General features: G+C 51.2%; 22 protein-coding genes and 1 riboswitch. Of the genes, 8 read left to right on the top strand and 14 right to left on the bottom strand.

Going from position 1 to position 22597, the window contains the following annotated elements; translation table 11 throughout:
- Positions 1-100: 100 nt before the first annotated feature.
- The 3 genes from NSU14_RS00810 to NSU14_RS00800 all read right to left on the bottom strand — a co-directional run bounded on the left by NSU14_RS00810 (position 101) and on the right by NSU14_RS00800 (position 1647).
- A complete protein-coding gene (locus tag NSU14_RS00810) occupies positions 101-448 on the bottom strand; it encodes a general stress protein (RefSeq protein WP_042217668.1) in 348 nt (115 codons plus the stop codon).
- Between the two features lie 91 nt (positions 449-539).
- Entirely contained in the window at positions 540-1076 is a 537-nt protein-coding gene (locus NSU14_RS00805; RefSeq protein WP_052422113.1) for a hypothetical protein, read from the bottom strand.
- Positions 1077-1140: 64 nt separating this feature from the next.
- A complete protein-coding gene (locus tag NSU14_RS00800) occupies positions 1141-1647 on the bottom strand; it encodes a DUF948 domain-containing protein (RefSeq protein ID WP_039309267.1) in 507 nt (168 codons plus the stop codon).
- Between the two features lie 186 nt (positions 1648-1833).
- On the opposite strand from NSU14_RS00800, the gene NSU14_RS00795 reads away from it, so the two are divergent.
- Together NSU14_RS00795 and NSU14_RS00790 are read left to right on the top strand one after the other, a co-directional pair.
- Entirely contained in the window at positions 1834-2001 is a 168-nt protein-coding gene (locus NSU14_RS00795; protein WP_042140014.1) for a DUF1328 domain-containing protein, read from the top strand.
- 318 nt (positions 2002-2319) lie between these two features.
- Positions 2320-2724 (top strand): hypothetical protein, encoded by a 405-nt coding sequence (locus tag NSU14_RS00790; RefSeq protein WP_042140015.1) that lies wholly within the window; start codon positions 2320-2322, stop codon positions 2722-2724.
- A gap of 250 nt (positions 2725-2974) precedes the next feature.
- On the opposite strand, the gene NSU14_RS00785 is transcribed toward NSU14_RS00790, so the two are convergent.
- Positions 2975-4066, bottom strand: coding sequence for a C40 family peptidase (locus NSU14_RS00785; protein WP_042140016.1), 1092 nt, complete (start codon positions 4064-4066; stop codon positions 2975-2977).
- A 211-nt stretch (positions 4067-4277) separates the two neighbouring features.
- Complete coding sequence (locus NSU14_RS00780) at positions 4278-5147, bottom strand: cation diffusion facilitator family transporter (protein WP_042140017.1); 870 nt, start codon at positions 5145-5147, stop codon at positions 4278-4280.
- 138 nt (positions 5148-5285) lie between these two features.
- Between NSU14_RS00780 and NSU14_RS00775 the strand changes: the two genes are divergently transcribed.
- The gene (locus NSU14_RS00775) at positions 5286-5471 is read left to right on the top strand and encodes a hypothetical protein (protein WP_039309279.1); all 186 of its coding nucleotides are present in this window, start codon (positions 5286-5288) and stop codon (positions 5469-5471) included.
- A gap of 109 nt (positions 5472-5580) precedes the next feature.
- Here the strand turns inward: NSU14_RS00775 and NSU14_RS00770 are convergent, their stop codons facing one another.
- Together NSU14_RS00770 and NSU14_RS00765 are read right to left on the bottom strand one after the other, a co-directional pair.
- Entirely contained in the window at positions 5581-7206 is a 1626-nt protein-coding gene (locus NSU14_RS00770) for an ABC-F family ATP-binding cassette domain-containing protein (protein WP_039309280.1), read from the bottom strand.
- A gap of 266 nt (positions 7207-7472) precedes the next feature.
- Positions 7473-8471 carry an MBL fold metallo-hydrolase gene (locus NSU14_RS00765; protein ID WP_340942148.1) on the bottom strand — a complete coding sequence of 333 codons (999 nt, stop codon included), beginning with the start codon at positions 8469-8471 and terminating at the stop codon, positions 7473-7475.
- 449 nt (positions 8472-8920) lie between these two features.
- Between NSU14_RS00765 and NSU14_RS00760 the strand changes: the two genes are divergently transcribed.
- Both NSU14_RS00760 and NSU14_RS00755 read left to right on the top strand, forming a co-directional pair.
- The gene (locus NSU14_RS00760; protein WP_042140019.1) at positions 8921-10054 is read left to right on the top strand and encodes a virulence factor; all 1134 of its coding nucleotides are present in this window, start codon (positions 8921-8923) and stop codon (positions 10052-10054) included.
- A 97-nt stretch (positions 10055-10151) separates the two neighbouring features.
- A riboswitch (Lysine riboswitch) is annotated at positions 10152-10368 on the top strand.
- A gap of 154 nt (positions 10369-10522) precedes the next feature.
- Positions 10523-12010 carry an amino acid permease gene (locus NSU14_RS00755; RefSeq protein ID WP_336101170.1) on the top strand — a complete coding sequence of 496 codons (1488 nt, stop codon included), beginning with the start codon at positions 10523-10525 and terminating at the stop codon, positions 12008-12010.
- A 788-nt stretch (positions 12011-12798) separates the two neighbouring features.
- Here NSU14_RS00755 and NSU14_RS00750 read toward each other — a convergent pair.
- A complete protein-coding gene (locus NSU14_RS00750) occupies positions 12799-13449 on the bottom strand; it encodes a nitroreductase family protein (RefSeq protein ID WP_076246994.1) in 651 nt (216 codons plus the stop codon).
- A gap of 121 nt (positions 13450-13570) precedes the next feature.
- Here NSU14_RS00750 and NSU14_RS00745 point away from each other — a divergent pair, with 121 nt between their 5' ends.
- Together NSU14_RS00745 and NSU14_RS00740 are read left to right on the top strand one after the other, a co-directional pair.
- Positions 13571-13939, top strand: coding sequence for a helix-turn-helix domain-containing protein (locus NSU14_RS00745; protein WP_042140022.1), 369 nt, complete (start codon positions 13571-13573; stop codon positions 13937-13939).
- A 156-nt stretch (positions 13940-14095) separates the two neighbouring features.
- Positions 14096-14413, top strand: coding sequence for a DUF3889 domain-containing protein (locus NSU14_RS00740; protein ID WP_076246998.1), 318 nt, complete (start codon positions 14096-14098; stop codon positions 14411-14413).
- Between the two features lie 27 nt (positions 14414-14440).
- Here NSU14_RS00740 and NSU14_RS00735 read toward each other — a convergent pair whose 3' ends face one another.
- On the bottom strand, positions 14441-14824 hold the full coding sequence (locus NSU14_RS00735) for a hypothetical protein (RefSeq protein ID WP_340942140.1): 384 nt from the start codon (positions 14822-14824) through the stop codon (positions 14441-14443).
- Complete coding sequence (locus tag NSU14_RS00730; RefSeq protein ID WP_340942137.1) at positions 14821-15579, bottom strand: transglutaminase domain-containing protein; 759 nt, start codon at positions 15577-15579, stop codon at positions 14821-14823. Before NSU14_RS00730 ends, NSU14_RS00735 begins: the two co-directional genes overlap by 4 nt.
- A gap of 217 nt (positions 15580-15796) precedes the next feature.
- On the opposite strand from NSU14_RS00730, the gene NSU14_RS00725 reads away from it, so the two are divergent.
- A complete protein-coding gene (locus NSU14_RS00725; protein WP_340942136.1) occupies positions 15797-15922 on the top strand; it encodes a hypothetical protein in 126 nt (41 codons plus the stop codon).
- 289 nt (positions 15923-16211) lie between these two features.
- Here NSU14_RS00725 and NSU14_RS00720 read toward each other — a convergent pair whose 3' ends face one another.
- The 4 genes from NSU14_RS00720 to NSU14_RS00705 all read right to left on the bottom strand — a co-directional run bounded on the left by NSU14_RS00720 (position 16212) and on the right by NSU14_RS00705 (position 22526).
- Positions 16212-18593, bottom strand: coding sequence for a glycoside hydrolase family 95 protein (locus tag NSU14_RS00720; protein WP_340942133.1), 2382 nt, complete (start codon positions 18591-18593; stop codon positions 16212-16214).
- 97 nt (positions 18594-18690) lie between these two features.
- Positions 18691-20436 carry an ABC transporter substrate-binding protein gene (locus NSU14_RS00715; protein WP_340942132.1) on the bottom strand — a complete coding sequence of 582 codons (1746 nt, stop codon included), beginning with the start codon at positions 20434-20436 and terminating at the stop codon, positions 18691-18693.
- Positions 20437-20625: 189 nt separating this feature from the next.
- Complete coding sequence (locus tag NSU14_RS00710) at positions 20626-21525, bottom strand: carbohydrate ABC transporter permease (RefSeq protein WP_042140026.1); 900 nt, start codon at positions 21523-21525, stop codon at positions 20626-20628.
- A gap of 14 nt (positions 21526-21539) precedes the next feature.
- Positions 21540-22526 (bottom strand): ABC transporter permease, encoded by a 987-nt coding sequence (locus tag NSU14_RS00705; protein ID WP_081970288.1) that lies wholly within the window; start codon positions 22524-22526, stop codon positions 21540-21542.
- Between the last annotated feature and the right edge of the window lie 71 nt (positions 22527-22597).

The following is a 22597-nucleotide window of genomic DNA, read 5'->3' as shown; positions in this document are numbered from 1 at the left end:
GGCCCTCGTCTTCAACAAAGTAACCTCCAGCCCCACTGCTTGTAGTGGGGCTGGAGGTTACGCTATTGGACTATAGAGGTCACAGAAAGCTGACCGGCAATTATTTCGGATTTCTTTTGGCGATAACGAGAACTTTGCCCAGATCGAGCTCCTTCTCATAAAATGCCGCTTCCGCCGCACTGAAGCCGAGCGAAGTAATCTTGAACCGGAGAGCATCGCCTCGTGAACGGAAAAGGTTAGCAATCGCACCAAATAATCCTTCTTCGCTAAGCCCGACCTCATTCACGTCTGCAGCATCCACGATACGGCCTTCACGGTCTTCATCGTGACTGATCACGTAGAGGTCATCTCTTGTATAACCGCTGCTACGCAGCCGATTCACTTCTTCTATCGCCTGAACACCATTCTCCAGCAACTTGGCATATGCCTGAGTACCGATTGAATCCATGAAATCACTCTCCTTGTATTGTTTAAGAGGGCAACGCAGGTAAAAGATGACTGAGCATTCATTAACCTGAATTGCCGCCCTTGAAACAGCCTCAGAAAGAATTTCCGTCAAATAAATCAATACCCTCCCATTGTCCGGTGTTCATATTGCGGTAGACTTTGAGCGCTGCACTTCCTCTTATATATACATCGCCGTCCTCGGCTTCAAAATCCGGGGCCCCTAATGTCTCCTGCAGGCTGGAAGTTACCGGATTCAGCTCCTGACCGTTAAGATTCAGGCCGAATTGTTCTGCCTGGGAAGGTGAAGCATGTACATAGAGGACAACACCCTCACAAACACCGGCGGAGACGTCAGCATATTGATATTCAAGGCAATCTCCCCAAGGGTCCGGAGTAATCTCAGGCGGGATACCTTTGGTCTGCAGCAGCGCTTCTTCCGGCATATACAGGGTAACCCCCGCCAGAGACTCGAAACTGCTTATGTAGGGAACTGTATTGACACTATGCTCGAATGCGAGCCTTACCGGCGGTTGCACGGTTGCCGAAGAAGCGGCAGGGACAGTCTCAGCTTGCGGCGGAATGGTGATAAAGGGAGAAAGCAGACTAAGCAAAAGAATAACGATTTTCATATAAACTCCCGCCTCTCATAAGCTGTAATTGCCCTTGGCCTGAACCCTGCGCTACTTAACCTGATTAATGGCGGAACTTCTGCCAGATGGCGGCTGCAGCATCCACGCCCTTAAGCGCTGTTGCTATTTTACCCTTGGACTTGCTTTCGTTTACCGCTTCGTAGGATTGAATCGTTCTTTCTTCGGACGGAGTAAGCGGAACTTCTGCAATAGATACGGATTTGGCCTTATCCTTCAGTTCACGTGATTTGCGGAATTTCTCAATGACGGTTACCGATACCTGCTTCACGGTCAGTGTCAGTTCATTCATTACATCACCGAGGTTCTTCACAGAATCGACAATAGGATCAATCTTCTGAATTTTGCCCTGAACATCGGCAGTGATATCGTTGGCATGTCTGACCGTTGTTTTCACTTCATACGTAAGCTCATCAATGGTCTTTTGCACTTCCTGCAGAGTCTGACTGACCTTGTCGAGGGATTCCTTCGCTGATTTCAAGGTTTTAATTAAGAAGAATACGAGGACTGCGAATGCAACAGCAACTAGTGCTACGCTAAGTTCAATGATCATTTCCATAACCCCTTCCGAATGTCTTATACTGTCGTTTGCTCTGCCTGTTACTGCATAGTTACCCTTACGGAATTAGGCCGAAACAAATTGTCAAGCGCCTTAAAGACCATCCCCTTCTGTTTGTTTCAAAATGATAGGCACCGTTTAAACAATGACTACATCACCACACAGAAAGGATGACATCTCATGTTAAGATGGTCAGTAATTCTGCTGGTAGTTGCTCTGATTGCCGGTATCTTCGGTTTCTTCAATATCGTGGCAGCCGCTGTAGGTATTGCCAAAGTATTGTTCTACATCTTCCTCGTTCTCTTCATTGTTTCGCTCTTTATGGGACGCAGAGGAAGATCAATGTAGTCATTCATTCCGCTAACTGCAACCCAAGCATTGCTGTAGAGCCTGAGGCTTCCACGAGAAGCCCCGGGCTTATTTCTATTTATGCAACTTATTCCCGCTTGATATATCCTATTCACCCTTCAGAAAGTATAGGCCTTTCCTCTCAGGTTGTCACTTGCCCTCTGAATCATAAATACAAGGCCGCCCCGGCATAAAACAAAATTAAAATATTTCATTCCGATGTCTGGTTCATTACATACACTTTATGTTTACATGCTTATTAGCACAGCACGAACATGTTAAAGTACACTACTAAACCAAAATCAGGAGGAATCATCGATGAAAAAATTAGCCAGCTTAACAGTAGCAATGGGTCTTATGGCTTCCATAGCAGCAACCGCTTCTGCTGCTGAAGTAACAGGTACTACTACTACTACTACCACTACACCTACTTCTGATGCAGCAGTGTCTGTAACCGGAAGTACATACCTGGAGCCATTCGACACTGTAATCACTCCAGCAGACATCAAACTAGCGACTCCTCAGATTATCCTGACCAAGATCACTGCTTTCCACCTTTCCGTGGGCAGCATGGCTCCTATCGGCTGGCTGGGTGCGCAGACTGTCGATACAACAGGTGTAATCATGACCGACACTTGGGGCAATGAGTGGAGAGAAGTATATACTTGGCTGGGCAAAGCTTGGCTCAAGGTTCCTGCTTCCGCTTATGTAATTACTCCATAAATACTTAACGATAAGCGAAGTCATAACAGCTGATGTGCTACCTTTGCTATGACTTCGCAGTTGGTATACTCAAGAGGCCCATGGACGTTAGTCCTGACGGCCTTTTTGCTGTGTATAAACGGAAAAGGGGTTATCCTTTCAGTAGAAGAATCTACTGAAAGGATAACCCCACAAAACATCTGCCCTAGTTAGTTCACCCGTCACAAACTTGTACTACTGCCGCTTCATGCTCTCTACATCTATTGTTATATTAGCGGATGACCGAGCCTCCATAAAGGAAACGGTTCATCCAAGAAGCGCTTAATTTGTCTACTCTAACGCCGCCGGAAGATACGGAATACGTCTGTAACAACTGCCCGTCTCCCAAATACATCGCTACATGCGTAATTCTTGCTGCAGACTTGTCGATCCCCGCATAGGCGGAAGCCGAGCTTCCCTTATAATCCATGAAGAACATCAAATCACCGCGTTTCAACCCAGCAATGTCCGTTATTACATTACTATTCTGCTTCACCCAGTCTCCCTGCTGCCGGGAGTCGGCAGGCAGCTTCAAATTCGCTGCATCCATGAAAATCTGGCGGATGAAATCCGAGCAGTCGAACGTGCTGGTATCATTCCGGCTGGACCCGTACTCATACGGTGTACCGAGGTAGCCCATGCCTGCGGCTATTACACTTTCAATCACAGCAGCCTGCGGCGGAGCCGTAGGAACTGGCGTAGGTGCAGGTGTCGGTATCGGTGTTGGCACCGGTGTCGGTATTGGTGTCGGAACAGGCGCAGGAGCAGGTGCCGCCGTTGCTTCAATATATTGATCCGCAGAGCTTGTATATCCGGTTGTACCGTTAGCTGCTCTTACTTTGTACCAATAGCTATTGGTCTCTTCCAGGATTGTTACCTGGTCATTCTTGTATAGGTAACCCAGCACTTTACCGCTTGTGGAAGGTGTCTCCCGAAGACGGACTGTGGACTGGATGACTGCTGTTTGTACTGCAGGTGTAGCCACAGGAGCCGTAATCACACTGATGTATTGGTCTCCCGCACTGGTATAACCGATCTCGCCGTCTGCAGTTCTGACTTTGTACCAATAGCTGTTCGTCGCTTCCAGAATTGTTACCTGATCTCCCTTACTGAGGTACTTCAATACCTTACCGCTGGTAGATGGAGTCGTGCGCAGCCGCACCGAGGATTGAATTATACCTGTCTGTACCGCCGACGCAGCCAAAGACGAATTGGCAGAAGCCGATGCGGCGAAGGACTGCTGAGGACTTAACACTCCCAAGGATAGTGCAAGTGTTGCCGAGACCAATAACGATGCTGTCAGTTTCTTATGTGATACGATCATAGCGTTCCCCCGCTTAGCGTATTGAGAATTCAACAACGGCGCGCGCTACGTTTGTTGCTTTCTGCCCTCATTATAGGCTTGCCCGGGATTTGGAACATGCTCCAAATTTCACAAAAAACCTTTCCATCTTATGGTAACACCCAGGTCTATAGTCACGATTTCTCCTTGGATTTGGTGGAAATTACAGCTAACTAGGAGAAATTAAGGAATGTTAATCCTTGGGTTCGACGTGAACCTGCACATTCATGATGTTATGCAGCTTACTCATCCGCTCTTCGATGGAGTCACTGATGGCATGACCCTCCATTACCGTCATCTGTGCATTCACTTGTACCACTACATCAACCAGCACATGATTGCCATGAACCCGGGCTTTCAAATCCTTGATGCCCTCCACTCCCGGTGTCCGGGCAATGGTGCTGCGCAGATCAAGCAGTTTATCTTCGTCAAAGCCGTCAGTCAGCCGGTAAGTGGAGTCGCGGAATATGTCCCAGGCCGTCTTGGAGATCAGCAGTCCTACAGCAACAGCGGCTGCGGAATCGATCCAGGGAAGGCCGAACTGTGCTCCAACGATACCTATTGCAGCTCCGATACTAACCATGGCATCCGAGAAATTATCCTTGGCTGCAGCCATCAGCGCATTGTTGTTAATCTGCTTCGCCAAACGCTTGTTATATATATATACCCCCATCATGGCTACGGCACACACCAGGGCAACTCCCGCCGACCAGAGCTGCGGCGTTGCCTTCGCTCCTTCAAACAAGGATCGCACCGCTTCCACAATAACCTGAATGCCGACCATTGCCATGATAAAAGAAGCCATCAGCGCAGCGACCGTCTCGGCCCGGAAATGCCCGTAGGTATGGTCTGAATCCGGCGGCTTCCGCGAGATGCGCAGACCAATCAGCACGGCCAGTGAAGCCACAATATCGGTCAGATTGTTAAAGCCGTCTGCCAGGAGAGCGCTGGAAGCGAACAAGTAGCCGCAGACCAGCTTGAAAGCTGACAAAACCAGATAAGCGACAATACTGACCAGCGCGCCTTTTTCTCCTTTGCGTATATCTTCATAAATATCGGACATCCCAGCTACCCCCTGTCAATCTCCATCCTTGTCACATAAATACAGGAAAACTTTCTTTGAGTTATTCTTGCCCTTGTGGCAGCATTTAAAAACAATTAGAATAAGGAAAAGGACTTGCTGCCTAAGGGGGTTAACATAATGAGCGAGAACAATGATAAACCAAAAATTAATTTGGCCGAGGCGATCCGCCAGAAGCTTGAACAGAAGAAACAGCATGCTTCGGGTAAACCGGGTTCAACTTTTCAAGCCGGTTCCGCGAAGCCGCTGAAAAGCCAGAACAATAAGAAGCCAAACAATCAGCGCCGTCGTACAGGCGGATCCTAGGCTTCTTACACTCTTATATGTGAACATAAACGGCTGCGTTATCCCTTCCGGGACGACGCAGCCGTTTTCGTATGAACTCATTACCGTTCATCCTACCTATATCTAGTTCTTAAGCCTCTACAGGATACATGCGTGCACGCATTTCCTTAATTTCCGGATTCTCCAGATATTCATCATAGCTCATCGAGCGGTCGATGACACCAGCCGGTGTAATTTCAATAATGCGGTTGGCGATTGTCTGGATGAACTGATGGTCATGGGAAGTGAACAGGATGGTGCCGTCAAAGTCAATCAGGCCGTTATTGAGCGCTGTGATCGATTCCAGATCCAAGTGGTTGGTTGGCTCATCGAACACGAGCACATTCGCCCCGTTCAGCATCATCTTGGCCAGCATGCAGCGGACCTTCTCGCCCCCGGACAGTACACTCGCCTTCTTCAGTGCTTCTTCACCGGCAAACAGCATCCGGCCCAGGAATCCGCGCAGGAAAGTTTCATCCTGATCCTTGGAATACTGGCGCAGCCATTCTACCAGGTTCATATTCACACCGTCGAAATAACTCGAGTTGTCCTTAGGGAAATAAGCCTGGGTTGTTGTAACGCCCCAAGTATATTCACCGGCATCCGCTTCCTTCTCGCCCATAAGGACATCGAACAGGAGTGATTTCGGCTGGGAGTATGGACCCACAAAGGCAATCTTATCGCCCTTGTTCACGACAAAGCTGACTTCATCCAGCAGCTGCTCACCGTCAACCGACTTGCTCAGTCCGCTGACCGTAAGCAGCTGTTTGCCGGCTTCACGTTCAGGCTTGAAGTTCAGGAACGGATATTTACGGTTGGAGGGACGGATATCGTCCAGTGTAATCTTCTCCAGCTGCTTCTTACGGGAAGTAGCCTGTTTCGATTTGGAAGCATTAGCCGAGAAGCGCTGGATAAAGGCTTGCAGCTCCTTCATCTTGTCTTCCTTCTTCTTGTTCGAGTCGCGCTGCAGGGCCTGGGCCAATTGGCTGGACTCGTACCAGAAGTCGTAGTTGCCGACATACATCTGGATTTTGCCGAAATCGATATCCGCAATATGCGTGCAGACCTTGTTCAGGAAGTGACGGTCATGGGATACCACGATAACGGTGCCTTCGTAGTCCATGAGGAAGTTCTCCAGCCAGCCGATGGATTCAAGATCCAAATGGTTGGTAGGCTCATCGAGCAGCAGGTTGTTCGGACGTCCGAACAGGGCTTGCGCCAGGAGTACCCGGACCTTTTCGTTGCCGCTGAGTTCGGCCATTTTCTTGTCATGCATTTCGCGCATAATACCAAGTCCGATCAGCATTGCAGCAGCATCCGGCTCTGCATCCCAGCCGTTCAGTTCAGCGAATTCGCCTTCCAGCTCACCGGCGCGAAGGCCGTCAGCTTCCGTGAAGTCGCTCTTGGCATACAGGGAATCCTTCTCCTTCATGATCTCATAAAGGCGGGTATGGCCCATAATTACCGTTTCCAGTACCAGGAATTCGTCATACTCGAAATGGTTCTGTTTCAGTATAGCCAGACGTTCACCGGGTGTAATATGCACATCGCCGATGTTGGCTTCGATCTCTCCGGACAGGATCTTTAGAAAGGTCGATTTGCCGGCGCCGTTCGCGCCGATCAGACCATAGCAGTTGCCGGGTGTGAATTTTATGTTTACGTCCTCAAATAGTGCGCGTTTTCCGTAGCGGAGTGTTACGCCGCTTGTGCTAATCATTAAGCATTACCATCCTTTTCACTTAGGGTTCCGGCTCATTATAGCATAAAATCAAGGCAAATGGCCCGTAATTGTAGCCCTTTAAGGGGCATCTTTGCCCTTTTCCGGGCAAATATCTTATCAAGTGGAAACAACTTTGCCGTCCTTTTAAGGAAGGCACCGTTTCAGCGAGAAATAGAAGGATAAGTTATCGTGTGAAACATATAATTTCTTATATTTTTAAGTAGAAGGGTTATGCGGGACTTCTCCCGGTCAGCCGCCGGCAGTTATTGTCCGGGCGGGCGCTCTTCGGGATGCACCACCAGTGTCTCTCCATAACCTAATGTACGGATACGTTCCTCACTGATCCCTTGTGCCACACGCGCCAGCTCCATCCGGTCCAGTGCTTCGCGCGCGGTATCATCAGCCAGCCGGAACGTCCCGAAATGCATCGGAATCATGAGCTCTGCCCCTACATCCAGGAACGCCTGTACAGCCTCCTCGGGATTCACATGCTGGGAGTTCATGAACCACTCCGGTTCATAGGCCCCGATTGGCATCAGTGCGACATGCAGCTTAAAGCGGCTGCCGATCTCCTTGAAGCCCGGGAAGAAGCCGCTGTCTCCGGCAAAATACAGATTCGGCGGAAGCTTGCGCTGCCCCTTGCCCTCTTCGCCCTCCGGATGCTTCTGCGGGTCCGCCGGCTGAAGCACATAACCGCCCCAGTGCGAGGAATTCGTATCAAACGGTGTCCGCCGGGTCCAGTGCTGGGTCGGGACAAAGGTCAGCTTGACGGCACCGAGCGTAAGCTCCTGCCACCACTGCATCTCCAGGCAGTCCGTGAACCCTTTACGTAGCATTTTGCGCTTCAGTCCTTCCGGGACCACAAGGGTCGTCGTCCCTGCCCGGTACAATTTGCGGATGGAAGCGATGTGCAGATGATCATAATGGGAATGGGAAATCAGGATAAGGTCTATCGGCGGAATATCGCCGAGGGGGATCCCCGGCTGCCCGATCCGCTTCTCAAACCCCAGTCTGCGCGCCCAGATCGGGTCCGTAATGATATTAAGCCCTTCATATTGCAGAAAAAAAGTGGAGTGCCCGATCCACGTAATCGTTGTTTCCAGCCGGTTTCCGGCCAGATAACTGAGCTGCGGCGGATGATTCGGCACCTTATAGGTATAATCCTTCTTCTTCCGGCGGCGTTCCTCGCGCCATTGGCGGAATTCCTTAAGCGTTTTATCGGTACTTACATTATCGATGTTGTTATAGCGTATTTTAGCCATGGTTGAAACCACTCCTTATAACCGCTCTGCCGGATCTCTCTGGTGCGGCAAATCAGATACTCTAACTATAGGGTTCCGCAGAGCCATTTGCAAAATCACAGAGGTATGCAGGTGCGTACAAGAGTGTGCCGATGTGTAATGCCACTCCTTACAAATGTTACCCATTTGGCCCAAACGGAAACGTCAGTGTGAAATAGAAGATTAACAAATCTAACGCTGACAGCGGTTATGAATCAGGAAATCCGGAGACAACAGCGGCCGGAAGTCCAAATGTACACCGCAGTAACGAGTGGGCTGGAAGTTATTAACTTATGTATCTCTTATCTGTCCTAATATTTTAAATTTTAGCGGGTTCAGACCTCTGCCCTTTTGTGTTCCACCGCTGAAATGATGTAAAATGCGGGTAAAGCGCACGGTGCTTATGCCACTTATCAAAGAGGAGCTGACGTATGAAGATTACCTTTATTGAACCGACTCCGAGTCCAAATACGATGAAGCTTCACCTGGACGAAAGTCTGGAACCCGGCATCCGCCGGACCTACACGCCGGAAAGCCGGCGCTCTGCCCCTTCCTGGGCGCAGGATATGCTGGAAATTCCGGGCGTCACCAGTATCTATCACGCTGCCGATTTCGCGGCCCTGGAACGCAAGGGCAGTGCCGATTGGGCCGCTATTCTCCGCGAGGTCCAGAACCGCTTCGGCGCGGACGGCCTCGCCGCCGATTTCAGCCTGGAGGATGAGAACGCCGGCGCCCATTTCGGGGAAGCCCAGGTGTTCGTGCAGATGTTCCGCGCGATCCCGATTCAGATCCGCGTCAAAACCGGCGCGAAGGAGGAGCGCATCGCCTTGTCGAGCCGCTTCACGCAGGCGGTGACCGATGTGGCCAGCGCCGTGCTGATCAAGGAGCGTAAGCTCACCGATTACGGCGTACGTTACGGCGAGCCGCCGGACATTGCGCGCGAGGTCGAGCAGGAGCTGGAGGCGGCGTATCCGCAGGAACGCCTCGACTCCCTCGTGCAGCAGGCGATCGCGCACGGGGCTGCCGGCGAGTTCGTCGAGCAGCGGCACAAGAAAGAGCAGGCCGAGCTGCTGCGGGACCTGCATGATGAGGACTGGCGCGTGCGCTACGCCGCGCTGGAGGATCTGGCGCCGAGCGAGCAGCTCCTGCCGGAGCTGCGCACGGCGCTGCACGACCCCAAGCTGCATATCCGCAGATTGGCGGTCGTGTACCTTGGCGACATCCGCACGCCAGGGGCGATGGAGCTGCTCTATGAGGCGATGCAGGACAGCGCCCCCGCCGTCCGGCGCACCGCCGGCGACACACTGTCCGACATCGGCGACCCGGCAGCGACGCCGGTGATGACGGCGTCGCTGCGTGACGCCAGCAAGCTGGTGCGCTGGCGGGCGGCACGCTTCCTGTATGAGGTCGGCACGGCCGAAGCCCAGGAAGCCCTGAGCATTGCGGCCGAGGATCCTGAATTCGAGGTCGGGCTGCAGGCCAAGATGGCGCTGGAGCGGATTCTGTCCGGCGAAGAGGCCGCGGGCACCGTCTGGCAGCAGATGTCGGAGCGCCGGCGGACCTGACGTCAACCTGCCGTATTTTGTCATTGCCTGCGAGGCTAAGTTGCATTATACTGATTCCTGTTGTTCATATCGTTACAAGATAGCCTCATCATACCTAGGATGAGGTAGAGGTCGCGGATATAAAGAGTACGCGCGTGGAGATGCCTAAGAGCCATCTATGATACGCGCCGAAAGGAATATCCGCCGAAATCCGGGCTGCTGCTCTTAGTTTAGCAGCCCAGATTGGGGCCGTCAGCCGAAAGGCGCGGAACTGTCACCGTGTATATGCCTGCCAGGAAACTGCGGGAATTGCACCGTGTTGCGCTATCTTAACAGGGAGTATGATGCGGAGCCTATAATCAGGAAACCGCAGCGTCCGTCTGCGGTTTTTTTGTGTGCATAACGCTAAGCAGAAGACACAGGGCCAAGCAGGCTGCAGCAACTCCCCGCTGTGAACCGAACCAACAACTTAAAGGGAGTGTCCTATTCATGCAAGCGAAGCAAGAGAAGCAGCCGGCATTACAGGCGGGTAACGCCAGTACTCCGGGCCTGCGCAAAACATTCAAAGCAAGACATCTGACCATGATCGCCCTGGGCGGTTCCATCGGAACCGGGCTGTTCCTGGCCAGCGGCGGTGCGATCGCCTCCTCCGGTCCGGGCGGAGCACTGCTTGCCTATACCGCAGTCGGCATCATGGTCTATTTCCTGATGACCAGCCTCGGCGAGCTGGCTACCTATTTGCCGGATTCCGGTTCTTTCAGCACGTACGGAACACGTTTTGTCAGCCCCGCCTTCGGCTTCGCCATCGGCTGGAACTTCTGGTACAACTGGGCGGTAACGATAGCGGCGGAGCTGTCAGCTGCTACCGTCATTATTAAATACTGGTTCCCGGACAGCCCTTCCATGCTCTGGAGCCTGTTGTTCCTGCTGATCATGTTCGGCCTGAACTTCCTCTCCTCGCGCGGTTACGGCGAGTCAGAATATTGGTTTGCCATCATTAAGATTATCACCGTCATTGTCTTCCTCGTTGTCGGTGTCCTTATGATCTTCGGTATTATGGGCGGTAAGGCAGTGGGGCTCAGCAACTTCCAGCTGGGAGGCAGCTCGTTCCACGGCGGCTTCTTCGCCTTCGTCGGCGTCTTCATGGCCGCCGGATTCTCCTTCCAGGGGACGGAGCTGGTCGGGGTCGCTGCGGGCGAGAGTGAGAATCCCCGCAAGAATGTACCGGTAGCCATCCGCCAGGTATTCTGGCGCATCCTGATCTTCTATATCTTTGCCATTCTCGTAATTGGTCTGCTGATTCCTTATACGAATCCCGATCTGCTCCGCGGCGGGATTGATGATATCGGTGTCAGCCCGTTCACGATCGTCTTTAACAAAGCCGGACTGGCAATTGCCGCTTCCGTAATGAACGCCGTCATCCTCAGCTCCGTGCTGTCTGCCGGGAATTCCGGGATGTATGCCTCTACACGTGTCCTGTACGCCATGGCGAAGGACGGCATGGCTCCGCGTGCCCTCGGCAAGCTGAACCGCAGAGGCGTGCCTGTAGGCGCGCTGCTCGTGACCACAGCTGTCGGCATGCTGGCCTTCCTCGCCTCCTTCTTCGGAGACGGCGCAGTTTACAACTGGCTGCTGAATGCCTCCGGGATGTGCGGCTTCATCAACTGGCTAGGGATTGCTGTCTGTCATTACCGCTTCCGCCGCGCCTTCGTCAAGCAGGGGCATTCGCTGGATGAACTGCCTTACCGGGCGAAATGGTTCCCGTTTGGTCCGCTGTTTGCCTTCGCCCTCTGCTTGGTGGCCGTATTCGGCCAGAACATGGGCGCCTTCACCGGTTCCAAAATCGACTGGTACGGCATTCTGGTCTCTTATGTCAGCGTACCGCTGTTCCTTCTGATCTGGCTAGGCTACGGCTGGTTTCGCAAGAGCAGCATTGTCCCGCTGGACAAATGTGATCTGAGCACTCACGCAGAGTAACTCTTAACAGGTCATATATTCAAGCGCCTAGCCTATATATAACAAGTGGAAACGGCTACGCGTCCTTTAAAAGGATGGCGTAGCCGTTTCAGCGAGAAATAGAAGGTTAAGTGGATCATGTGAAACATATAATTTCTTATATTTGAACAAAATTACCCTTACGGGTGAAGCAAGCTGAGGGCTTGTACGACCTGTCTCGCATTTGGGAAATTCAAGGGCACTAATGCTCCTCATTTGCTCCTTTAGCTCGCATTCGGGGAATTCAAGGGCACTAATGCTCCTCATTTGCTCTTTTAGCTCGCATCCGGGGAATTCAAGGGCACTAATGCTCCTCATTCCCTCCTTTGGCCAACGTACGGCGGAATTAGTGGGATTTATCCCTTTAATTTCTCCATACCGCCGACTTTCAGCGGAATTAGTGGGATTTATCCCTTTAGTTTCCCCATACCGCCGACTTTCAGCGGAATTAGTGGGATTTATCCCTTTGATTTCTCCATACCGCCCACTTTCAGCGGAATTAGTGGGATTTATCTCTTTGATTTCTCCATACCGCCAACTTTCTGCGGAATTAGAGGGATTTATCCCTTTAGTTTCCCCATACCGCCAACTTTCTGCGGAATTAGAGGGATTTATCCCTTTAGTTTCACCATACCGCCCACTTTCGGCGGATTCAGTACAAAGACCGGTTTCGGCCACATTATCGTGGCCTGAACCGGTCTTTTTTTTGCGTCAGTAGATTAAGTTTAAGTATGCTTTTGTACTAAAGAACGTCCCCTTGGAGCTGTTGATTATGCCCAGGTTGTGATTGTCTCAACCGGCAGGCGGTAGGATGGGTAGCCTTCTTTGGCTGCTTTCCCTATCGAGATCAGCATGACCGGCTGGAACCGGTCTTTGTCCAGACCAAAAGCTTCCGCGATCTTATCCTTCTCATAACCGGCCATCGGGTTGGTGTCATATCCATGGGCCCGGGCAACAAGCATCAGCTGCATCGAAATAAGCGCCGAGTCAATCAGATTCACATCACGCAGCTCGGATGCAGATATCCCCGCATAATAAGGCTTCACTTGTTGCAGCTGCATATCCTTGACGTCGCTCGGCATGTAACCAAGTTCCACCGATTTGCCGAAAATTTCCTCTATATATTCAATATTATTCGCATCGTAAAATACCGCAATAACTGCCGAGGAAGTCAGAGCCTGTGTCTGGTTGAAGGAGGCCAGCGGTGCAAGCTTTTCTTTGCCTTCCGCGCTGTCAATAACAAGGAAACGCCATGGCTGCATGTTAATGGCAGACGGTGCACGGGAGGCTTCCGCCAGAATCTCGGTCATTTCCTCCCGGCTGATTTTTACTTCAGGATCATAGGCCTTCACGGAACGGCGCTCCAGAACGATCTCATTGAAATCGTTGGTTGTATGGTATTTCCCGGTGATTGTACTCATGTAAATTTCTCTCCTTTATCTATAGGTTTTCTTGTGCTGAAATGTCACTTATCATCACTACAAGAATTCTAAACTATGAAGTATACTTTATAGCAAGAGGGAAAAACGGGGTGATTTTAACATGAAAATTAGTGAAGTCGCAAAAATTGTTGATCTGCCTATATCAACCATCCGGTACTATGAGAAAATGGGCATTATCACGGATGAATATATCCTCAGGGAAGAGAACAATTACCGGAATTATGATGCAGAGATCATTCACCATTTGGGTGTTGTTAAGAATTGTCTGGCTGTCGGTTTTTCAATTAATGATATAAAATCCATGATCTCTAAAAATGGAATCTCCAAAGAAGAACAAACACGTATTATCAAAGATAAAATAGCAGATATTGAAGCTGCGCAAAAAAACCTTGAGGATTCCAAGCAATCTCTTTATGATCTTCTTGAGCTGGATATAACGTGCGAGGACGGGTTCGGAAAGTATTCTTGAGCGCTTCCGGCTGATTATCCGGAATTACAACAAACAGGGATGTCCCGCAGCCTATCGGCGCGGCAGACATCCCTGTTTGTTTGCTGTCCTGATGTAATTTTTTATTTTGGGGGCAAGCTAATACATATTCACAATCTACAATCTAAGGAGACTGCCATGAAAAAAATTTGGATCACCGCTCTGCTGGCGCTTATCTTCACCCTTAACAGCCCGGTGAGTTCAGCCGCTCCTGAGTATGCCAAATGGGGTGTCGTAGCCGTGAAAGCTGCGCAGCAGAAATACAATGCCGAGGTTATCGATTATAAGCATGTAGGCCGAACTCAAATAAAGCCAACGCTTGCGGAGGAGAAATTCAAGCTGTGGATCCGGAGCAAAGCCGGCCGGGAATTTGGCATATTCGTCATGGTCCGCTTCGACCCGTCGAACGATCAGCTGCAAACCATTCTTTTCTCGGAGACGGATCAATGGCGATAAAGCTATACTGTATCCCTTTCAATACTCTTATTTCCAGGTCACATACACCTTAAGATCCCCTGTATTGTCAAAAGGTGAACTGTTGAATGCCAAATTATTCAGCCCTATCTCATAGAGGACCTGCAGGTCCTGCCTCAGCAGCTTCTCACTGCCCCGGTAACGGAACAGCAGTGAGAGTTGGCCTGAATCCGCCGCCTGCTGCGCAAGCTTCTTCAAGTCTGCCGCCGAAGCGATCACTTGATCCTCCTCATACAGCCTGTAATCCAGAACCTCCTGCAGCTTCTTGTATCCGTCTGTCCCCTGTCCGCCCCGGCTGACCAGCTGTGACAGTGTCTCGGCATAACCGGTTGAAGCGGCCGGATAAGTCTTGGTCCAGCTGTGGTCACGGCGCATCTGGGCATCCGTTCTCATGTAATATACGGTACTGATTCCACCCTCCGGACTAGGCTCCGGATCATCCCAGGTCGTGTCGAGATGATACCAGAGTCCGTCCAGCTGCACGAGATTCCAGGCATGCGACTGGGCAACGCCCCCTCGGGCCTCGCAGTACCCTCCACAATCCTATTCGGTATACCCGCTCCCAGCAGCAGCTTATAGGTCAGCAGGGAATACCCCTGACATACCGCACTGCCCGTCTGAAGTCCCTCATACGCCGTATATTTACGGTATGAATTATCATATTGCAAATGCAGCACCACCCAGTCGTGGATGACTTTGACCTTCTGATGGCTGCTCATCCCCGGTGTAATTAATTCCTGCAGAATGGTCTTCACCTGCTTGTTAACATATGCTGTCTGCTGCAGCGTCTCCCGGTACTCCACCTGAATCGTCACGTTGGCAGAGCGTGTGCTCCCCCGGTAAGAAAACGCATAGCTGTCAATAATATAATAGAGATACGGATCGCTCCCCATCGCCTGATCGATTGAAGTCTGCACCTGGCTCTTCAGCTTATTTGTCTTGCCCTGATAAGTGAAGGTAATTGTCTCTCTGCGGTTGCTCATCGCCCCGGTCAGCTTCTGCGCCATCTCATTGACAGAACGCAGCACCACAGAATCAGCAGCAGCATAGGCATGCTCATACCCCCAGTATGTTGCGGGCGGGATAGCAGCAAAAACCAGCATGCCGCAAATCACGGTCTTCATCAGCGATATACGTCTCTTCCCCATAGCCTTCAAGTGCCTCCTGCAATCTATATAATGGATGATTAGCCGTTTACTCTATAGTAAATGCCGGAAATCCCCTGTATACAACTCCAACCCTAGAAACCTTTGAACCTGAACCTGAGATACCTGTTATATTCATTATTATCGGCCCGGCACACCCGGCGCATAAGTATCCACCCCATAAATATTATCAGGACAAGCACTGGTGGGCGGATGGGTGATGGGCAGGCGGTGGAGTGCTGGGACAGGCGGAGTGCTGGGGCAGGCGGTGAAGTGCTGGGGCAGGCGGAGTGCTGGGGCAGGCGGTGAAGTGCTGGGGCAGGCGGAGTGCTGGGGCAGGCGGTGAAGTGCTGGGGCAGGCGGAGTGCTGGGGCAGGCGGTGAAGTGCTGGGGCAGGCGGAGTGCTGGGGCAGGCGGTGAAGTGCTGGGGCAGGCGGAGTGCTGGGGCAGGCGGTGAAGTGCTGGGGCAGGCGGAGTGCTTGGGCAGGCAGAATGCTCAGGAGGTATGCGGGCGCGCGAAAATAGATCATTAAAAAAGCCGCTGCCTCCCGGTCCATCTCCGGGAAGCAGCGGCTTCGGCTGCGCTTATCTATGCTACACTTAAGCGTTCACGTTCACTGCTTACAACCTACAGCCTACAGCGTCACAAGATAAGTCACGCCGGCTTTAACCTCAATCGCAGGTTCTACCACCTGCGTACTGCCGTCAGGAAGCTGCAGCTTCAGCTCCTGCGCATAGCTTAGACGCAGCAGTCCATCATACTTCGCTGTGATCCGGGCGGATACCAGCAGTCCATCCTGCCAGTCCATGTCAACCACATAGCCGCCGCGTGCCTTCAGGCCGCTAATCCGGCCGTTCTTCCAGGCTCCGGGCAGCGCCGGAAGCAGCGTAAGCTCACCCAGATGACTCTGCAGCAGCATTTCCGCAATACCCGCGGCAGCGCCGAAATTACCGTCAATCTGAAACGGCGGATGCGCGTCGAACAGATTCGGATAGACCGAACGGGTTAACAGCGTACGGACAAAGCCATAAGCCGAATCACCGTCCTCCAGCCGGGCATACAGATTAATCAGCCAGGCGCAGCTCCAGCCGGTATGCCCGCCGCCGGAAGCGATCCGCTTCTGAAGCGATAAACGGCTTGCCTCCAGCAGCTCCGGTGTGTCCCGTTTGTTGATCCGGTTGCCCGGATAAAGGCTGTACAAGTGCGAGACATGACGGTGTCCAGGCTCGGATTCAGTGAAGTCATAGATCCACTCCTGCAGCCGCCCGTCCTCAGCAATCTTGAGCGGTGACAGACGGGAGAGCGTCTTCTCCAATTCAGCCTGGAACTCCGGGTCCACGCCGAGAATCCGTGCAGCCTGCAGGCAGTGCTGCATCAACTCATTGATCAGGCTCATATCCATGGCCGAGCCCATGGATATGCTGCTGGCTCTGCCATCTTCTGTTACAAACCGGTTCTCCGGTGAAGTAGACGGGCTGGTTACCAGCTTGCCGTCCGCCCCTTCCACCAGCCAGTCCAGGCAGAAGAGCGCCGCTCCCTTCATTAACGGATAAGCCGTCTCTTCGAGATAAACGGCATCCGGCGTGAATTCGTAATGCTCCCACAAATGCCGGGACAACCAGACGCCGCCCATCGGCCAGAACGCCCAGCTGGCATCTCCGCCTGAGGGGTTAGACGCCTTCCACAGATCGACATTGTGATGAGCTACCCAGCCGCGTGCCCCGTAATGAATTGCAGCCGTTCTGGCCCCGGTCTCACTGAGCTCCTTGATCAGCTCAATTAACGGCTCATGAAATTCACCGAGATTACAGACCTCTGCCAGCCAGTAATTCATCTGCGTATTAATATTGGTCGTATAATTGCTGTTCCATGGCGGCTGTACATGATTATTCCAGATGCCCTGCAGATTGGCGGCCTGTGTTCCGGCACGCGAGCTGCCCATCAGCAGATAGCGCCCGTATTGGAACAGCAGCGCCTCCAGCGCCGGGTCCTCCTGGCCGTTCTTATAGGCAGCCAGACGTTCATCGGTCGGCAGATTGTCCGCTTCATGACCGCCCAGATCCAGATCCATGCGGCGGAATACCGCCTGATGATCTTCTGTATGCCGTCTCCGCAGCTCCTCATAGGACTTGCCGGCAGCTGCGGTCAGCCTGCTTGCACACAAATCCGCAGGGCTGACAATAACTGCGGAATCCTGAGCCGCCCCGGCTTTCTTATGGCTTGCTCTGGACCGCACCTCTTCATAGTCCGTGCCGGCCGCAAGCAGCAGAAGTACACGATCAGCGCCGGATATGACAAGCTTGCCATCCGAATGATGGATGCTTCCTCCCCCGGTTACCTGTACCTGCAGGTGCAGCTCGAAGGCAATCCCGAGACCCTCCTCATAGCGAACGGCCACGGGATGATCCTGATGATAGTTGTCAGCAATATGCGACGGACAGCGGCCATGGAGCACCAGTTGTTGCTCAGTTTCAGAACTGACCGTATGCTTCAGCTGGCTGCTGAGAGCAAGCTCTAGATGAAGTCCGCCCGGCACCGCACTTGTGAGGTGAACGACACCCACCTTGTCAGGAGCACTGATAAATACTTCACGGGTAAAAGCCCCCTGCTCATTCTGATAAGTAACTCTGGCAATCCCGCTGTCCAGATCAAGCTCCCGTTCATAAGCCGTGCAGTTCTCTACGCCAGCCTGCTCCAGCAACAGGTCACCCAGCGGCATATACGCCTGTGCATTTACCCCAAGCATATGCGCGTTGACCACATCCTCAGCTTCACCATATTTGCCGGAGGATACCAGCTCCCGTACCTTCTTCAGATACCGCAGGGCTTCATAGTTGTTCGTGTCCCGCGGAAATCCGGACCACAGGGTATCTTCATTCAGCTGAATCTGCTCTTTGGCGGTACCGCCAAACACCATAGCGCCCATATGCCCGTTACCAAGCGGCAGCGCTTCTTCCCAGACTGCCGCCGGCTGGCCGTACTTTAATTTCCACGGGTGATGCCTGTTGTTATCCATTCGCTTCTCGCCCTCCGTAATAATATCTGAGTACGGCAAAAGGCCCTGACCTAAGTCGGGCCTTCGCTGTATGGAATGACCTACATCCCATTATTGATTAGAACGTTTTACCTGTCCACAGGGTTACTCTCTTTTTCACGAGCTCTGTGAATTCTTTTTCCATATCCTGAGCGCCGGCTTTATCCAGCTCTGCCAGGAAGGCGTCATACACTTTATCAAAGTCTGCCGGTTTCGACAGGATGGCTTCAGGAATACGTTTGCGGACGATATCTTGAGTCTTCTTAGCAATTACCTGATATTGACCGTCAGTTGGAACCGGCAGGTTGTACAGGGCGCCTGTTTCTTTGATCGGGAATTCATCTTCTTTAGGGAACAGATCTTTCCATGTAGTAGCCTTGTATCCTGCAAGTGATTCCTTCTCAGCATCGGAGTAAGAAGCTACGATCTGTTCCGGGAAGCTTGTAGTGTAGTAGTTGCCAGTGGAATCCTTCACACCGTCACCATAACGTGCACCGAAGATTAGGTACTGGCCAATCCCAGTTTCTTTTTGGGTGTTAGCGGTATCGTTAGCTAATCCGTCGCGGATTTCAGGGAGAACTTCGCGTTTACCATCTGCATTTACAGTGTAGTGCTTGCCTTCAATACCCCAGGTTCTCAGAATCTGACCTTCATCGGAGGACATCCAGTCCAGCCATTTGATGATCCGGACAGGATCTTTAGCTGCAGTTGTAATCGCAATACCATAGCCGTCGATACCTGTCTGCATGAAGGAATGATCTTTATACTCATCAGACAGGGTTACAGGGAAGTGCCCGTAAGTATACTCGTCTTTACCGGCTGCCTTCAGAGCATTCTCACCATCGGAGTATTCCCATTCCTGGGAGATCAGACCGAGTACACGGCCGCTGGCGACTTTAGCTTTGTATTGATCGTCTTTTTGTACGAAGGTATCCTTATCAAGCAGACCTTGAGCGTACATTCCGTTCAACCAGCGGAAATATTCTTTTTCTGCCGGACGTTTGTAGTGCAGCTGTGCTTCATATGTTTCAGGATCTACATAGTATTCACCGTCATCCGGTGCACCTGTTGTAGTGAAGGCCGGGTTCGTAACGGTGATCATGATTTTCCAGTCATCAGCGTTCAGCGTCAGCGGAATTGTCGGCTGACCATCGGTTTCCGGATGCAGAGCCACATAATCCTTAAGCACTTTCTCATAATCTGCCAGTGTCTTCACTTCAGGATAGCCCAGTTCCTTCAATACGCGGTGCTGAATTTCAAATCCGCCTGTAGCATCAAAGGATTGTTGGCCGACACCCATATTCGTAGGAATCTGATAGATCGCTTGGTCTTCCAGGCTGTATTTCAGGCGGCCCATGTTTTCGCCGTAGACCTTCTTGAGATTCGGACCATATTTATCAATCAGTTCAGTCATATCAATGATCAGGCCGGCATCCACCAGGGTACTGAGGTTTCCTTTGGCGAAGATAATATCAGGTACGTCGCCGCTGGCAGCCATCATCGGGATTTTTTGGTCGCCGCCGCCGCTGCCTACATCAAATTCAGCGTCAATAGTAACACCTGTTTTTTCAGTAATGGCTTTACCGACTTCATCCTGCATTTTGTTCCAGTTCGGGCTGGCGTCACCGCCGAAGAAAGAGATCGTGAACGGAGAAGTATCTAATGCGGTATCATCTGCTGCTGCATTACTTGCTGCAGGTGTGTTTCCTGTGTTGTTAGATGTCGTGTTGTTGGCCGCATTATTGTTATTGCCTCCACAACCGGCGATCAGCATAGAGCTCATAAGCATGAGTGTAAAGATTGTTTTGGTACTCTTGCGATTCATTGTATATCCCCCTTGTAAATTAGTATGTTTCATCTATGCATATCAGGATTGACCTGAATATACCATTGTGAACGCTTGCAAAACTACTATAAATATAAATTCCACTATTTAACAATAACCCTGAGATTGGATAGCCGCCTGATCCTGCACTGAACCAGGCAGCTGTTCCATTTCAATCTATTGCCAGGCTTACGCTTTAACTGCACCCAGCGTCATACCGCCTACGAAGTACTTTTGCAGGAACGGATATACAACCAGAATAGGTACAGTTACGACAATCGTAATCGCCATCTTGATCGATTCTGGTGAAATCTGCGCCATCTGCCGCGCCATATCGTTCGCATTCACCATGCCGCTGCCCTGATTGGTAGACGACAATACCTTCATCAGCTCATACTGCAATGTAGTCAAGTGCGGCTTGTTACCGTTATACAGATACGTTGTGAACCATTCATTCCATTGGCCAACGGCCAGGAACAGCGCGATGGTTGCCAGTACCGGTTTACAGAGCGGCAGGATGATCTTATAGAAAATCATAAAGTCATTCGCCCCGTCCAGCTTGGCGGATTCCTGAAGAGCAAATGGCAGCCCGTCCATAAAGGAACGGATAATGAAGACGTTAAATGCGGAAACCATACCCGGAAGGATGTAAATCCAGAACGTTCCGATCAGATTCAAATCTTTCATCAGAATGTACATAGGCACCATACCGCCGGAGAAATACATCGTCAGGGCCAGGAAAGTCGAGATGAATTTTCTCGCTCTGAATTCCGGACGACTGAGCGTAAAGGCCAGCATGGAAGCACTGATCAGACCCAGAAGTGTACCTGAAAGGGTACGCAGAATGGAGATCTTGAAGCCCTGAATCAGACCGGTATAGCTGAAGATCCGCTGGTAATTCTCAAGCGTCCAGGCTCTCGGGAAGATATAGATGCCGCCCCGAACGGTATCTGTAGATTCATTGAAAGAAATCGCCAGTACGTTCAGGAAGGGATACAACGTCACAATCATGATTAATGTAAGTGCAGTGTACAGAAAGATGTCGAATGCACGCTCACCTTTTGTCATTTGAAATGCTTTGCCACCCATTTATGGTCCCCTCCTTACATAATGCTTTCTTTAGTGAATTTCTTCATCAGACCGTTAGCCGTGAACAGCAGAATTACACTGACTACGGAGGTGAACATGCTTATTGCAGTACCATAAGAGAACCGCATGATCTGAATACCATACTTAAGCGCATACAAATCCAGCACTTCCGAATAATCGGTGACCAGGTTGTTCTGCAGCTGGAACTGTTTCTCGAAGCCGATACCGATCAGATGGCCGATGTTCATAATGAGCAGCACCATAACGGTTGAACGGATACCCGGCAAAGTAATATTGAATGCCTGCTTAATTCTTCCCGCACCATCCACTTTTGCCGCTTCGTACAGCTCTTTATCGATCCCTGTAATCGCTGCCAAATAGATGATTGCACCCCAGCCTGTTTCTTTCCATATATCGGATGCAGTCAAAATTCCCCAGAAATATTTGCCTTGGGCCATGAATTGGATCGGCTCATCAGTGATATGTAACCACATCAGCAAATCGTTCACGATTCCTCCGTCGATCGCGAGTGTCTTGTAGACAATCCCGCCTACAACGACCCAGGAGACAAAGTGAGGCAGATAAGATACCGTTTGAACCGTTCTCTTGAAAATACTCCCCCGCAGCTCATTGAGCATGATAGCAAACGTAATGGGAACCACGAAGCCAAAGATCAGCCCGAGGACGCTCATGGACAGGGTATTTCTTAATACGAGATAGAAACGTTCGTCATGGAACAACTCCTTGAAGTTATCCAGTCCGACCCACTTCTGTTCGCCGAATGTCTTAGCCGGCTTATAATTTTGGAATGCCATCAACCATCCCCATATGGGTACATAGCTGAAAATAAATACCCAGATCACGAATGGAAGAGACATCAGATATAAGTACTTTTGCTGCAGTACGCTTTTCCAAAATCCACTATTCCGTTTCGCAGGTGGGCGGGGGGTTACGCTTTCATTTGCTGTAACACCGTTTTCAGTGAGCGCTTTCACGATCATTATTCCCCCTTCGTTTTTATAGTCTTATCTTACCGCAGCACCCCGGGAGAGAATACCCAACAGATTTCACG

It is taken from the genome of Paenibacillus sp. FSL R10-2771, assembly GCF_038000205.1.
Classification (GTDB): domain Bacteria; phylum Bacillota; class Bacilli; order Paenibacillales; family Paenibacillaceae; genus Paenibacillus_AQ; species Paenibacillus_AQ phytohabitans.
This window is presented reverse-complemented; position numbering and strand designations above follow the sequence as displayed.